Source organism: Sediminicoccus sp. BL-A-41-H5 (assembly GCF_050632405.1).
GTDB lineage: Bacteria > Pseudomonadota > Alphaproteobacteria > Acetobacterales > Acetobacteraceae > Roseococcus.
Genome location: NZ_CP192601.1, coordinates 1480463 through 1494635, shown reverse-complemented (window position 1 = coordinate 1494635; position 14173 = coordinate 1480463). Strand labels below are relative to the sequence as shown.

Annotated in this window: 15 protein-coding genes and 3 tRNA genes; 8 read left to right on the top strand and 10 right to left on the bottom strand. The window is 69.0% G+C overall.

The window, feature by feature from the left end:
* Positions 1-2: 2 nt before the first annotated feature.
* From ACQ860_RS07530 to ACQ860_RS07490, 9 genes are read right to left on the bottom strand one after another with little or no spacing between them, the layout of a single operon-like run.
* Positions 3-1700 (bottom strand): GMC family oxidoreductase, encoded by a 1698-nt coding sequence (locus ACQ860_RS07530; protein WP_431302772.1) that lies wholly within the window; start codon positions 1698-1700, stop codon positions 3-5.
* Positions 1700-2356 (bottom strand): glutathione S-transferase family protein, encoded by a 657-nt coding sequence (locus tag ACQ860_RS07525; protein ID WP_431302771.1) that lies wholly within the window; start codon positions 2354-2356, stop codon positions 1700-1702. The genes ACQ860_RS07530 and ACQ860_RS07525 overlap by 1 nt, the downstream gene beginning before the upstream one ends.
* 12 nt (positions 2357-2368) lie before the next feature.
* Positions 2369-3085 (bottom strand): ABC transporter ATP-binding protein, encoded by a 717-nt coding sequence (locus tag ACQ860_RS07520; protein ID WP_431302770.1) that lies wholly within the window; start codon positions 3083-3085, stop codon positions 2369-2371.
* Positions 3082-3837 (bottom strand): ABC transporter ATP-binding protein, encoded by a 756-nt coding sequence (locus ACQ860_RS07515; RefSeq protein ID WP_431302769.1) that lies wholly within the window; start codon positions 3835-3837, stop codon positions 3082-3084. The genes ACQ860_RS07520 and ACQ860_RS07515 overlap by 4 nt, the downstream gene beginning before the upstream one ends.
* Positions 3834-4709 (bottom strand): branched-chain amino acid ABC transporter permease, encoded by an 876-nt coding sequence (locus ACQ860_RS07510; protein WP_431302768.1) that lies wholly within the window; start codon positions 4707-4709, stop codon positions 3834-3836. Before ACQ860_RS07510 ends, ACQ860_RS07515 begins: the two co-directional genes overlap by 4 nt.
* A complete protein-coding gene (locus ACQ860_RS07505) occupies positions 4706-5575 on the bottom strand; it encodes a branched-chain amino acid ABC transporter permease (protein ID WP_431302767.1) in 870 nt (289 codons plus the stop codon). Before ACQ860_RS07505 ends, ACQ860_RS07510 begins: the two co-directional genes overlap by 4 nt.
* 4 nt (positions 5576-5579) lie before the next feature.
* Positions 5580-6710, bottom strand: coding sequence for an ABC transporter substrate-binding protein (locus ACQ860_RS07500; protein WP_431302766.1), 1131 nt, complete (start codon positions 6708-6710; stop codon positions 5580-5582).
* Between the two features lie 59 nt (positions 6711-6769).
* Entirely contained in the window at positions 6770-7669 is a 900-nt protein-coding gene (locus tag ACQ860_RS07495; RefSeq protein WP_431302765.1) for a metal ABC transporter solute-binding protein, Zn/Mn family, read from the bottom strand.
* A 58-nt stretch (positions 7670-7727) separates the two neighbouring features.
* Positions 7728-8492, bottom strand: a complete 765-nt coding sequence (locus ACQ860_RS07490) for a hypothetical protein (RefSeq protein ID WP_431302764.1) — start codon at positions 8490-8492, stop codon at positions 7728-7730.
* A gap of 138 nt (positions 8493-8630) precedes the next feature.
* Here ACQ860_RS07490 and ACQ860_RS07485 point away from each other — a divergent pair, with 138 nt between their 5' ends.
* From ACQ860_RS07485 to nusG, 8 genes are all read left to right on the top strand, one after another.
* Positions 8631-9434 carry a class I SAM-dependent methyltransferase gene (locus ACQ860_RS07485; protein WP_431302763.1) on the top strand — a complete coding sequence of 268 codons (804 nt, stop codon included), beginning with the start codon at positions 8631-8633 and terminating at the stop codon, positions 9432-9434.
* Positions 9435-9548: 114 nt separating this feature from the next.
* Entirely contained in the window at positions 9549-10496 is a 948-nt protein-coding gene (gene pip, locus ACQ860_RS07480; protein ID WP_431302762.1) for a prolyl aminopeptidase, read from the top strand.
* A gap of 255 nt (positions 10497-10751) precedes the next feature.
* Positions 10752-10834, top strand: a tRNA-Tyr gene (locus ACQ860_RS07475).
* A 90-nt stretch (positions 10835-10924) separates the two neighbouring features.
* A tRNA-Gly gene (locus ACQ860_RS07470) sits at positions 10925-10998 on the top strand.
* A gap of 85 nt (positions 10999-11083) precedes the next feature.
* Positions 11084-12271, top strand: a complete 1188-nt coding sequence (gene tuf / locus ACQ860_RS07465) for an elongation factor Tu (RefSeq protein ID WP_431302749.1) — start codon at positions 11084-11086, stop codon at positions 12269-12271.
* 78 nt (positions 12272-12349) lie between these two features.
* Positions 12350-12426, top strand: a tRNA-Trp gene (locus ACQ860_RS07460).
* Positions 12427-12488: 62 nt separating this feature from the next.
* Positions 12489-12758, top strand: coding sequence for a preprotein translocase subunit SecE (secE, locus tag ACQ860_RS07455; RefSeq protein ID WP_431302761.1), 270 nt, complete (start codon positions 12489-12491; stop codon positions 12756-12758).
* A gap of 58 nt (positions 12759-12816) precedes the next feature.
* On the top strand, positions 12817-13353 hold the full coding sequence (nusG, locus tag ACQ860_RS07450) for a transcription termination/antitermination protein NusG (protein ID WP_213617385.1): 537 nt from the start codon (positions 12817-12819) through the stop codon (positions 13351-13353).
* 27 nt (positions 13354-13380) lie between these two features.
* On the opposite strand, the gene ACQ860_RS07445 is transcribed toward nusG, so the two are convergent.
* Entirely contained in the window at positions 13381-14157 is a 777-nt protein-coding gene (locus tag ACQ860_RS07445) for a manganese catalase family protein (protein ID WP_431302760.1), read from the bottom strand.
* Positions 14158-14173 lie beyond the last annotated feature (16 nt).

Genomic DNA, 14173 nt, shown 5'->3' with positions numbered 1-14173 from the left:
CCTCACGTCACCATGCCGGCCGCGATCTTCTCCGCCGTCATCATGGTGGGGAAGTTGGTGTTGGCGCAGGGGACGACGGGGAAGATGCTCGCATCCACCACGCGCAGACCTTCGATGCCCCGCACTCGGCCCTCATTGTCCACCACGGCGCGCGGATCGTCCTCGGCCCCCATCCGGCAGGAGCAGGAGGCGTGCCAGACGCCGATCGCGGCCTTGCGGATGAAGCCCTCCAGCGCCGCGTCATCGGTCATCACCTCCTCGAAGCGGTAGCCCTCGATCACAAAGCGGTCGATGAAGCGGGAGCGGATGAAGCCCGGCCCATCCATCACCGCGCTGATCACGTTGGTCAGGAAGCGGTTCTTGGCGTTGATGACGCCGAGCTTGCGGACGCGGTCGGTGTAGCTGGCCGGGAAGTGGTCGGTCGTGACCTTCCCCAATTCGCCGCTCATCTGGATCGCGGCCATCATGCGGAAGCCGGTCATCAGGCGTTCGAGGTCGCGCGTGTCGGAGAGGAGGTTGAATTCCACCACCGGCTCGGCCTGCCAGTCGCGCGAGGCGAGGCGCACCTGGCCGCTTTCGGAATAGGTCTTGTTCACCCAGAGCAGCAGCGAGGCCACCTGCTTGCCCACCGCATGCCAGGCCGATTTGCTGACGGCGGCGGCGAACATGTCGCCGGGCGGGATGCCCTCCAGATTCGAGGAATAGCGCAGGCCCACCAGGATGTGCCGCCGCGTGCGCTCATCCACGCGCGCGCCACGCTTGAGGTAGGAGGAGAGCGAGACGGAGGGGTGGTCCATCAGCCCCTGGCCCACGCCGGGCAGGTTCTGCAGCACCTCGATCCCCATCTCGCGCAGATGGGCGGCGGGGCCGATGCCGGCGCGCATCAGGTGTGCGGGGGAATGGATGGCGCCACAGGAGAGGATGATCTCGCGCCCGCGGAATTCCTGTTCCTGGCCTTTGACCAGCGCGACGACCCCGACGCAGCGGTTGCCGTCGAAGATCAGGGACTTCACCTGCGTCTCGGTGGAGATGGTCAGGTTCTCGCGCGCGCGGGTGGAGCGGTCGAGGTAGCCCATCGCGGCCGAGGCGCGCTGTTCGCCCTCGTTCGAGATGGTCATCGGGAAATAGCCATCCTCGAAGAAGCCGTTCTGGTCGGGCAGGAACTTGAAGCCGGCGGCCTCGAAGGCCTTGGCGGCGGCCTTGGCGTGGTTGTTCCAGTCCGAGGGCGGGATGCGGCGGACCGGGATGCGGCCTTCCTTGCCATGGAAGGGGCCGTCGAAATCGAGATCGCGCTCTACCTTCTTGAAGAAGGGCAGAACGGCGTCCCAGTTCCAGCCGGCGGCCCCCCGCTGCTCCCACTCGTCATAATCGGTGGGGGCGCCGCGATTGGCGAGCTGGCCGTTGATGGAGGAGCCGCCGCCCAGCACCCGCGCCTGCTCGTATTTGCGCAGCGGCGGGCGATCCTCCGGGCGGTTATGGGGCACGATCTGCGTGTGGACCTTGAGCTCGGTCCAGTGGAAGCGCGGGTCGAAATAGGCGGTGCCGGGGTAGCTGTCCTTGATCTCGGCGGGCTCCTCGCCGGGGGGCGTGTCGGGGCCCGCCTCGCAGACCAGCACCTTGCGGTGGCTTTGCGCCGAGAGGCGATGGGCCAGGACGGAGCCGGCGGAACCGCCGCCGACGATGATCTTGTCCCAGATCATTAGGCAGGCTCTTTGTCGCGGTCGGCCATCATCTGCTTGAAGGCGGGCCGCGCGTGGCAGGCGGCGAGCCAGGCCTTCACATGGGGCGCGGCTTCGAACAGCTCCTTCGCGGGCATGGCGTAGCGGATGACTTCGGCCAGGTTGATGTCGGCCACCGTGAAGCGGCCGCCCACGATGTAGCCGGTCTTGGCCAGGGCCGCGTCCAGCACGGCGAAGGGGCCGCGCAGCGCCTCGATGGAGGCCCGAGCCAGCGCCGCGTCGCGCTCCGCCTCGGGCTTGGCGACCATGTTGTAGAGGATCTGGATGGTGTGCGGCTCGGCCTCGGTCATCGCCCAGATGGACCAGGCGGTCATCTCGCCATCCTCGCGCAGGTTGGCCGGCGCCAGCGGGCCGCCATGCTTCTTCGCCATGTAGAGGTTGATGGCGAGCGATTCGGCGAGAACGAGGCCGTCATCCTCCATGGCCGGGATGCGCGCGTTGGGGTTCACCTTGAGGAATTCGGGCGAGCGCGTGTTGATCTGGGCGCCGGGTGCCAGCGGGTCGGCCAGGCGGCCGGCCTGGATCACGGGCACGTGGCGGAAGGGCATCCCCGCCTCCAGCGCCAGCCAGACATTGCGCGAGGCGCGGGAGCGAAGGACGCCATAGATGGTGAGCATGCGGAGGTTTCCTCAGAACAGTTCCATCAGTCTCGCATGATCCGCGAAGGCCTGGGGAGGGCCCTCCTCGATGATCGCGCCCGATTTCATGACCAGCACGCGGTCCGAGATGGCGAAGGCCTCGCGCACATTCTGCTCGACCAGCAGGATGGCGAGGCCGCGGCTCTCGCGCAGCGCCGCGATGGGCGCCAGCAGGTCCTGGAAGAGCTTGGGGGCGAGGCCGATGGAGGGCTCGTCCAGCAGCAGGGCGCGCGGGCGGGTGAGGAGGGCGCGGGCGATGGAGACCATCTGCTGCTGCCCGCCGGAAAGCGTGCCGGCGCGGCGCGTGCGGAATTCGCGGATGCGGGGGAGGATGCTCAGAACCTCCTCCACGCGCTCGGCGCGCTCGGGCTTGGGCACGGCGGCGGACCACAGGGCGAGGCCGAAGATCTCCTCCACGGTGAGGTCGGGGAAGACGCCGCGCCCCTCGGGGACGAGGGCGAGGCCGACGGCGCCGAGCGCGGCGGGCGTGTGGTCGGCCAGCATCTGCCCGAAGACGCGCATCTGACCGGCTTCCGGCCGGTGCAGGCCGAAGAGCACGCGCAGCAGCGTGGATTTGCCGGCGCCGTTGTGGCCGACGAGCGTGACGATCTCGCCCGCACCCAGCGTGAGCGAGACATCCTGCAGCACGGCGCGCCCGCCATAGCCGGCGGTGAGGTTGCGGGCTTCGAGAGCCAATGCGCCGCTCATGCCGCCTCTCCGCGATCGCCGAAATAGATGGCGGCGAGCTTGGGGTCCTTCAGGATGGATTGCGGCTCGCCCTCGGCCAGCACCTGCCCCTGGTCGAGGAAGGCGATGCGGTCGGCCAGTTCCGTCACCACGTCGAGATTGTGCTCGATGAGGCAGATTGCGACACCTTGCGCCCGCGCCTCCTTCAGCAGCGCCCCGAAGCGCAGGCGGGAGGCGAGGTCGAGGCCGGAGGCGGGTTCGTCGAGCAGCCAGATCTCGGCGCGGGCGGCCAGGATGCGCGCCATGGAGAGGAATTTCCGCTCGGCATAGGCGAGGTCGATGGCGCGCGCTTCCGCGAGCTCGCTGAGACCGGTCCGGGCCAGCGCTTCCTCCGTCGCCGCCTCACGCGCGCGGCGGGCGGCCGCACCCCCGGGCTGCCAGAACCAGGCGGAGGTCTCGGTGGCGCTCCGCACATTGTCGCGCACCGACATGTGGGTGAAGAGGCGCAGATCCTGGAAGCTGCGCGCCACCCCCATCCGCGCGACCTGGTGCGGCTTGAGGCCCATGATGGAGCGGCCGCGCAGCATGGCGCTGCCGGCATCGGCGCGGAGATTGCCGGTGATGAGGTTGAAGACGGTGGTCTTGCCCGCGCCATTGGGGCCGACCAGCGCCGTCACCTGCCCGGCGGGCAGGGCGAGCGAGACGCCGGCCACCGCCTTCACGCCGCCGAAGGAGCGCGAGAGGCCCTCGCAGACCAGGACGGGCGCGCTCATGCCATGCTCTTCCCGCGGCTGAGATCACCCACCAGCCCGGCGGGGCGGAAGATCATGAGCAGCGTCATGGCGAGCCCATAGACCATCTGCTGCACGGCGCCGACCTCGGTGGCCGGGATGAAGGGCAGGAAGGCGAGGCCGGCCGGCAGCGAGAGCAGGATGACCGCACCCACCAGCGGCCCCAGCAGCGTGCCGGTGCCGCCGATGATCACCATGGCCATGATCAGCACCGACTGGTCCAGGTTGAAGGATTCCACATTCACGAACTGCATGTGCAGGGCAAACAGCGCGCCCGCGACACCCGCGCCGGCGCAGGCGAAGGCCACGGCCAGCGCCTTGGCGGCGGCGACATTCTTGCCCAGCGCCTCGGCCGCGCTCTCGGCATCGCGGATGCTCCGTAGCGTGCGGCCGAAGGCGCCGCGCATCAGGGCGGCGGTGGCCAGCAGGATCAGGCCGAGGGCGGCCAGCGCCAGCGGCAGGGTGCCGACCTCCACGCCGAACACATGGGGACGGGGGATGCCCGTCAGGCCGCCAATGCCGCCGGTGACCGACTTCCATTCGCTGAACAGCGTGGTCGCCATCATCTGCAGGCCGAGCGAGGCGGCGACGAAATACTCGCCCCGCACGCGCAGCGCGGGCAGGGCGAGGCAGAGCGAGAGCACGCCCGAGATCAGCCCCGCCACCAGCATGGCCAGCAGCGCGTCCGGCACCAGCACGAGGGCGATCTGCGCCCCGGCATAGGCGCCGAGGCCGAAGAAGACGGCATGCGCCACCGAGAAGATGCCGGCATAGCCCACCGCCACGTTCAGCGTGGAGGCAAGGATGCCGAAGATCGCGGCCAGCGCCGCGAGATTGGTGAGATAGGCGATCATCTGGCTTGCGCGATCCCGAAGATGCCGCTCGGGCGGAAGATGATGAAGGCGAAGAGCACGAGGAAGGAGACCGCCTCCGCCCACTGCGTGTCCACGAAGTTGAGCGCGACGCTTTCGGCGACACCCAGCATCAGCCCGGCGAGTGCGGCGCCGCGCAGCGAGCCCACGCCGCCCACGATGGTCGCCGCCATGGAAATCAGCATGACCTGGTGGCCGATCGCCTCGTTCATGCCCGACGTCATCGCCGTCACCATCGCGGCGGGGGCGGCGAGTGCGGAGCCCAGCGCGAAGGCCAGCAGCGAGAGGCGCGTGGAGGAGAGGCCATAGGCGCGCAGCAGATCCGGGTTCTGGTGCAGCGCGCGCAGTGCCACGCCGGCATTGTGGCGCGTCAGGAACAGGGTCAGCGCCGCGAAGAGCACCGCCGCCACGCCGATCGCCACCCAGAACACCTGGGCGAGGAAGACCTCGGGCAGCACCTCGACGGCGCGGGAGAGCGGCGTGTCCACGCTGGCGAAGCCGCGCCCCGCCGTCATGCCGATCAGGTTCTGAACCACGATGCCCACGCCGAAGGCGGCGACGAAGACGGTGAAGAAGGAGCCCTCATGCCGCTGGATCGGCCGGTAGACGAACCAGAAGACGCCGATGCCGAAGAGCGTGGCGGTGAGCGTGGCGGCCAGCCCCCCCATCCACCAGGGCCAGCCCGCCTGCATCGCGAAGATGAAGACATAGCCGGCGAGTGCGAAGGAGGAGCCATGCGCGAAGTGGAAGATGCGTGTGGCGCCAAAGATCAGCGCGAAGCCGGCCGCGGTCAGCGCGTAGATCGCGCCGACCTGCAGCCCCTGCAGCAGGAGCTGGACGAAGAGCATGGGGTCAGCCGATCTTGACCGACCGGCCGCCGCGGATCTCGTTGATCTGGAGCTCCGCGCTCATGTTCCCCTGGTCGTCGAAGCGGCCCTTGCCGCCGACCAGATCGAACTCGCGGCCGGCCAGCAGGGCGCGGCGGAGATTCTCGCCATTCACCTCGGCCCCCTCGCGCTCCAGCGCCTGTGCCAGCAGGGCGAAGAGGCGGGCGGCGTTGTAGTAGTTCACCTGGTAGGTGCCGGGGTCGCTGTTGAAGCGGGCGCGGAAATCGGTGGCGAAGCGGCGCGTGACGGCATCGCCGCCGGTGAAGTCGGTGGTCTGCGTCGTGAAGATCAGCCCCTCCGCCTCGGCCGTGGCGCGCACGCTGTCAATGTTCATCGCGGAGTAGGAGACGAGCGGCTGGGAGACGCCATTGTCGCGCAGCTGCTTGATGATCTGGCTCTGCTGCGCGCCGAAGGAGGCGATATAGACCGCGTCCGGCCGCGTCTGGCGGATGCGGGCCGCGACGGGCGCGAATTGCTGCGCCGTGCGCGGGATGCTGAACTGGCCCACCAGCTCGCCACCCGCCGCCGGCAGCGCATTGCGCAGGATGCCGAGGATGGCATCGCCCAGCGGGTCATCCACATAGACCAGCGCGATGCGCTTCAGGTTCCGCTGCCGGACCAGGAAGGGCAGCAGCGCCTGGGTCTCCAGGTGCGCCAGCGGGATCACGTTCCAGAAATAGGGCGAGAGGCCCGCGAGGTCGGGCCCCACGGCGCCGCCATTGACCATGACGGTCTTCGCGCGATCGCCCACCGGGGCCACCGCCTTGGAGACGGCGGTGAAGCCCACCATCACGTAATGGGCGCGGTCCACGTTCACGAGCTTGGTCATGCCGATGACGCCCTGCTGCGGCAGGGCCTGCGTGTCCTCGGCCTGCAGGCGCAGCGGCCGGCGCAGCATGTTGTCGGCCGCGATGTGCTGCATGGCGAGCTGGATGCCGGCGGTGAAGGCCGTGCCGTATTCGGCGTTCGGCCCGCTCATCGGGAAGAGCGTGCCGAGCACATAGGGCTGGTTGCCCTGCGCGCTGGCGTGCCGGATGAACGGTGTCGCCGCCAATCCGCCGAGCAGCGCGCGGCGCCCCGTCGTGAAGCCATGCATGGCCAATCCTCCCTCGGTGTTTTTCTGGGAGGAAGCTTCGTTCCGCCTGTGAGGCGATGTCAACCGCGCGCTGGCATCATCGCCGCCACCATGAGCGTCATATTGTGGCGCATCATGGCCTCATAGGTCGCGGCCGGGCCGTCGGGGGCGGAGAGCGCATCGGCATAGAGGCGGCCCTGGATGGCCACACCCGCTTCCTCCGCGAGGCGCCGGAGCGTGGCCGGGTTGGACATGTTCTCCATGAAGACGGCGGTGATGTTCTGCGCGCGGATCTGGCGGATCAGGTTCGCCACCTGCTGCGCCGAGGGCTCGGATTGCAGGGCCACGCCCTGCGGCGCCAGGAAACGCACGCCATAGGCCGCGCCGAAATAGGCGAAGGCGTCGTGGCTCGTGATCACGATGCGCCGGGCTTCCGGCACGCGGGCGATCTCGCTGCGGACCCAGGCGTCCAGCGCCTCCAGCCGCGCCGCCGCGGCGGCGGCACGGCTGCGGTATTCCGCCTCGCCCGCTGCATCGGCACGGATCAGCCCCCTCTCGATGTTGCGGAGATAGCCGATGGCCAGGCGCGCATCCTGCCAGGCATGCGGGTCCTGGCTGCCATGGTTGTGGCCGGGCGTGGGGGCGGCGCGGCGGAGTGCCAGGCCCTCGGTCGCCAGCACATTCACGCCGGAAAAGCCGGTGGAGGCGATCAGGCGGTTGAACCAGTTGTCGAAGCCCGCGCCGTTGCGCACCACAAGCCGCGCGCCGCGCACGGCTTCCGCATGCGAGGGGCGGGGCTGGAAGTGATGCGCGTCCACATCCGGGCCGGCGATGACGCGGATCTCCATGCGCTCGCCCGCCACCTCGCGCAGCAGGTCCCCCAGGATGGAGAAGGAGGCGACCGCCGCGGGGCGCGGCTGGGCCAGGGCAGGGGGGGTGAGCAGAAGGGCGGGGGCGGCCAGGAGGGTGCGGCGGTGCATCGGTCGAGGTCCGGAATGGGTTATGATATAACCTATCTGGGCCGAAACCGCCCTTTCTTCAACGCCCGAAGAGGCGCTTCAGCCAGCCCCGCAAACCCTCGCCGCGCTTCACGCTCTTCTGGTGCGCCACATGCGGGCGGCGCGCGGGCGGCGGCAGGGCGGTGGCGACGCTGTGCCGGCCGGTGTCCTGCGCCTCGATCAGGCGGAGTTCCAGCATGATGACCTGCTCCACCGCCTCGGGCGGGTTCTCGCGCAGCAGGGCATGGGCGGTCTCGGCCGCATCCTCCCAGGCCTCGGCGCGGCGCAGCGCATCCACCACGCGCACCCGCTGCTCGGCATCGAGTGGCGGGCCGCTGCGCCAGAGCGCCACAGCCTCCAGCCGCCAGGCGGTGGCGAGGTCGGGGCGGTTCATGTCGTCGGCGATCCAGGCGGCGTGCAGCGTGGCCTCGGCGGCGGCATGCAGCGCGCCCGTCTCCTCCAGCACCAGGGCCCAGGCGAGGAAGCGGCGGGCGAGCGGCGGGTGGGAGTCGTCGTTCAGCAGGGCGCGGAAATTGGCGGCGCCCACGGCCTGGGCGGCGGCGGGGTGCGCCTGGGTGATGTCGGGCGCGGCGTAGCCGCAATGCGGGCATTGCTGCAGCCAGCGGGCCATGGTGCCGCGGATCGGCTGGCCGGGCCGGAGGTCGAGGTCGGGTGCCTGTTCGGGCGCCGCGGGGCGGAAGATCTGCTGCCGGCTCTCCGTCCCGCAGACGCCGCAAACCGCGCCATGGGGCCCGCTGGGAGCGGGGCCGGAGGCGGAGCCGGGGGCGGGGCGGGGTTGGGCCATGGGCGTAATCTAGGCATTGCGGGGCGTTTGGCGAAGGGGGCCCGCCTTGGGGATGCTTGCAATCCGGCCCGGCTGCTTGCAAGGAGCCCGGATGCCGGCCCCATCCGCCGGGCCCGTCATGCCCCATCCAGGATGCCCATGGTCACTCCGCCCCGCGACTTGCCGACCGACCTGACCGACCGTTTCGACCTTTGGGCGGGCGGGATTCCCTATGAATTGAGCTTCTGGACCAACTGGGCGAAGACCCGCGGCGGCGGCTGGCCCGAGGAATTCTCCGCGCGCATGAACCCCGAGACGCCGCTGGTCCCCTGGCTGGCCGAGCGCGCGAAGACCGCGGGGCTCACGCATCTGCGCGTGCTCGATGTGGGGGCGGGGCCGGTCACCTCCATCGGCTATGCGCCGCCGCCGGGCATGACGATCGAGATCGTCGCCACCGATCCGCTGGCCGACGCCTATAGCCGCATCTTCGACGCGATGGGGCTCGAGCGGCCGGTGCCCACCATCTTCGCCCCGGCCGAGGAACTTTCCGCCTTCCTGGAGGAGGAATCCTTCGACATCGTCCATTGCCGCAACGCGCTGGACCATTCCTTCGACCCGATCCGTGGCCTGACCGAGATGCTGCGCGTGGTGAAGATGGGCGGGCAGGTCATGCTCTACCACAACCCCAACGAGGCGGAGGGCGAGGGGTATTCGGGCTTCCACCAGTACAATTTCGACGTGGAGGAGGAGCGCTTCATCATCTGGCGCGGCGACAAGCGCTGGGACGTGCAGGCCGAGCTGCCGATCCGCACCTGGATGCGCGCCCGCCGGCGCGGCCATGTCTCGGTGCTCATCGAGAAGCGCAAGCCCATGCCGCGGGAGCGCCAGAACCGCTTCCGCGCGCGGTTCGCCGAGAACCAGCGCGCGCTGATGAACCTGCTGATCCGCCGCAGCCTCGGCTGAGGCCACCGCGCAGGCGCGGCGCATGAAGACGGCGCGAAAGACTCTGGAGGTTGCGGGCCACATCGCCTAACCTTGCGCGCGCCAGGCCCCCGAAGAACCGGATTCGCACCCACAATGCCGCGCGGTGACCTCTTCCCCGATATCGCCCCCTTCGAGACCGGCCTGCTGCCGCTGGGCGACGGGCATGTCATGTACTGGGAGCAGGTGGGCAATCCGCGCGGGCAGCCCGTTCTCTTCCTGCATGGAGGGCCGGGGGCCGGCGCGGGCGCGGTGCATCGCCGCTTCTTCGACCCGACGCATTGGCGCCTGATCATCTTCGACCAGCGCGGCGCCGGCCGCTCCCGCCCCTTGGGCGAATTGCGCGCCAACACCACGCCGCATCTGGTGCAGGACATCGAGACGCTCCGGAACTTCCTCGGCATCGAGAAATGGCTGCTCTTCGGCGGCTCCTGGGGCTCCACGCTCGCGCTGGCCTATGCCCAGGCGCATCCGCAATGCGTCACGGGCTGCGTGCTGCGCGGCGTCTTCCTCGGCCGCGACGAGGAGGTGGACTGGTTCCTCTACGGCCTGCGCCGCATCTTCCCCGATGCCTGGGCCGCCTTCGCCGAGCACATCCCGCCCGCCGAGCGGCATGACCTGCTGACCGCCTACCTGACCCGCCTGACCGACCCCGAGCCGGCCGTCCACCTGATGGCCGCGCGCGCCTGGAGCCATTACGAGGGCAGCTGCTCCACCCTGCTGCCGAGCCCGGAGACGGTTGCGTCCTTCGCGCAGGACCGCACGGCGCTGGGCCTGGCGCGGATCGAGGCGCATTACTTCGCGCACAAGCTTTTCCTGCGGGAGGGCGGGCTGCTCGCCGGCATGCAGGACATCGCGCAGATCCCGGCCGAGATCATCCAGGGCCGCTATGACATGGTCTGCCCGGCGGAGACGGCCTTCGAACTCGCCGCGCAATGGCCGCGCGCGCGGCTGACCGTGGTGCCCGATGCCGGGCATTCGGCGCTGGAGCCCGGCATCCGCACCGCTCTGGTGAGTGCGGTGGAGCGCTTCCGCCGGCGCTGAGGCGAGGCGCGCTTCCCCGCGAATCGCGACTGCTGGCCATGCGGCTGACGCATCCGGGGCAGGGCGGAACGGCGCAGGGCGGGGCCTCCTCCGGGTTTATCCGGCCGCAGGCGGCGCGCGGCGGCCGCTGAAGCGCGCTGCCTGCGTGTTTCATGCCGCGGGCCTGATTGACAGGGTGCGCCGAAACCGCTTGAACGCGCCCGCTTCCATCGGACGTGCGGCCCCTCTTCCCGAGGCTGGTTCGCGCGCTTCTACGGAGGGGTGCCCGAGTGGCTAAAGGGGACGGACTGTAAATCCGTTGGCTTGCGCCTACGCTGGTTCGAATCCAGCCCCCTCCATATTCCCCGGTGGCAGTGGGTCTTTTCCGTGAGCGGCCTTTTGGCCGTGCGCGCGGGGGGCTCCTCGGTTATCCTCACCACCGCTTCGGCGCGGGTGTAGCTCAATGGTAGAGCACCAGCCTTCCAAGCTGGCTACGGGGGTTCGATTCCCCTCACCCGCTCCACCCCCTGGGGTGGCGGGTTGGTGCTCCCAGGCAGGCGGCCCCGTGTCCGTGCGGCTTCTGGAACGATCATTCTCGGAGCTTTACGATGGCCAAGGCGAAGTTTGAGCGGAACAAGCCGCACTGCAACATTGGGACGATCGGCCATGTGGACCATGGCAAGACGTCCCTGACGGCGGCGATCACGAAGGTGCTGGCGAAGTCCGGTGGTGCGTCCTTCACGGCGTACGACCAGATCGACAAGGCGCCTGAGGAGCGGGCGCGTGGCATCACGATCTCGACCGCCCACGTGGAATACGAGACGGCGAACCGCCACTACGCGCATGTGGATTGCCCTGGCCACGCCGACTACGTGAAGAACATGATCACGGGTGCGGCGCAGATGGACGGCGCGATCCTGGTGTGCTCGGCCGCCGACGGCCCGATGCCGCAGACGCGCGAGCACATCCTGCTGGCCCGCCAGGTGGGCGTGCCCGCGCTGGTGGTGTTCCTGAACAAGATGGACCTGGCCGACCCCGACCTGGTCGAGCTGGTTGAGATGGAGCTGCGCGAGCTGCTGTCCTCCTACCAGTTCCCGGGCGACGACATCCCCATCATCAAGGGCTCGGCCGTGGCCGCGCTTGAGGACAAGACGCCTGAGATCGGCGAGCAGGCGATCCTGAAGCTGATGGAAGCGGTGGACAGCTACATTCCGCAGCCGGAGCGCGCGATCGACCGTCCCTTCCTGATGCCGGTCGAGGACGTGTTCTCGATCTCCGGCCGCGGCACGGTGGTGACGGGCCGCGTGGAGCGCGGGATCATCAAGGTGGGCGAGGAAGTCGAGATCATCGGTCTGAAGGACACGGTGAAGACGACGGTCACCGGCGTCGAGATGTTCCGCAAGCTGCTGGACAGCGGCGAGGCGGGCGACAACATCGGTGCGCTGCTGCGTGGCACGAAGCGCGAGGATGTGGAGCGCGGCCAGGTTCTGGCCAAGCCCGGCTCGATCACGCCGCACACGCAGTTCAAGGCCGAGGCGTACATCCTGACGAAGGAAGAGGGTGGCCGCCACACGCCGTTCTTCACGAACTACCGCCCGCAGTTCTACTTCCGCACGACGGATGTGACGGGCATCGTGAAGCTGCCGGAAGGCGTTGAGATGGTGATGCCGGGCGACAATGTCTCGATGGATGTCGAGCTGATCGCGCCGATCGCGATGGATGAGGGCCTGCGCTTCGCGATCCGCGAGGGTGGCCGCACCGTCGGCGCCGGCGTCGTCGCCAGCATCGCGAAGTAACTGCGTTGACGCGGGCTTCGGCCTGCGGCAATCAGGGTTCGGGCCGGGGTGGCGGTGAATCGCTCCCCCGTCCCATGCAGGGGCGTAGCTCAATTGGCTAGAGTGCCGGTCTCCAAAACCGGAGGTTGTGGGTTCGAGACCCTCCGCCCCTGCCATTTTTCTCTTCTATCAGGCCGCCCCAGGCGGGCGCCGCGCTGCCTCCCCTGACCTCCAGAATATGGCGGCACGTTGCAAGACGGCCGCCGACATGCTTTCAGGGGGCATGCCGAGCGGCGCAAAGCAGGAAACCGGAATTTTGGCCAAGATCGATCCCGTCCAGTTCTCCCGGGAAGTGCGTCAGGAAGTCGCGAAGGTCACCTGGCCCTCGCGGCGCGAGACGCTGATCACGACCGGCCTGGTCCTGGCCCTGTCCTCGCTCGCGGCGGTGTTCTTCCTGGTGGTGGACCAGATCATTCAGTTCGCGATGAGCTGGATCTTCGGGTTCTGATCGTTCCGACGTGACCGCGCCCGCAGGCGCCGGATTTTGTGAAGCGAGGTTCTGGCCGATGGCCGATAAGCGTTGGTATGTCGTGCATGTCTATTCGGGCTTCGAGAAGAAGATCGCCGAGCAGATCCGCGCGCAGGCCGCCCAATCGGGTCTCGCCGACCGGATCGAGGACATCCTGGTCCCCACCGAGCAGGTGGTGGAGGTCCGCCGTGGCCAGAAGGTGGACACCGAGCGCAAGTTCTTCCCCGGCTATGTGCTGGTGAAGATGGAAATGACCGACGACACCTGGCACCTGGTGCGGGATACGCCCAAGGTCACGGGCTTCCTCGGCGCGCGCAACAAGCCGCAGCCCATCACCGAGGCCGAGGCGATGCGCATCGTCAACGCCATGGTCGAGGGTGCCGAGAAGCCACGCCGCCCCGCCGTGCTCTTCGAGGTGGGCGAGCAGGTGCGCGTCTCGGACGGCCCCTTCACCAGCTTCAACGGCACGGTCGAGGAAGTGGACGAGGAGAAGGGCCGCCTGAAGGTCAGCGTCTCCATCTTCGGCCGTTCCACGCCGGTCGAGCTCGAATACGGGCAGGTCGAGAAGCTCTGAGCCGCAGGGGCCCAGAGCCTCGCTTTTTCAGCCCGGTGCCAGCTCGGCCATGCCGGGACTGGCACCGGGCTTTTCATCATCCGGGTTCACGAAGGCCGGCGCCTCGCCCAGCAAGGTCAGGCTGCCGGGCTGGCCGGTGATCCGCATGCCCTCGCCGACCAGGGCGGGGCCGGGTTCCGCCTCATCCTCGCCGCCCAGCTTCGACAGGTTGAAGTAGATGTCCACCGTCCCGTCCGGCGGCACATTGCCGAAGAGCGGCACGTCGAGCTTGCCGAGGCTGTCCAGGGCACGCATGAACATCTGGGTGTGCGTCACCTCCCGCGTGTAGAGGAAGTGCAGGGCGCGCAGCGTGCCCTCGTCCGGCGCCATCTTCATCAGCGCCTCATAGGTCTGCCGCGCGCCGCCTTCGGCGCCGATATTCGCACGCAGGTCCCGAACGACATTGCCGCCTTCATTCACATAGGCCGCGGTCCAGGCACTGCCGCAGGAATCGAGCAGGTGCGGCCCCATGCCGCGCACGGCGAAGAGGGTCGAGCGCCAGGCCTGCTCCTCCACCGCGCCGGCCGAATGCTGCTGGATCAGCATGCCGACGACCTCGAGATGGCTGAACTCCTCGACGGCGATGTCCTGCAGCATGTCGCGGATGGCGGCATCCTCCACATGGAAGGACTGCACCCAGTATTGCAGGGCGGCGGTCAGTTCGCCGGTCGCGCCGCCGAACTGCTCGAGCATGAACTGCGCGAAGCGCGGATCGGGGGTGGTGACCTCGACCGGCGTCATCAGCGCTTTGGAGTGGGTGAACATGGGTTGGCGTCTCCGG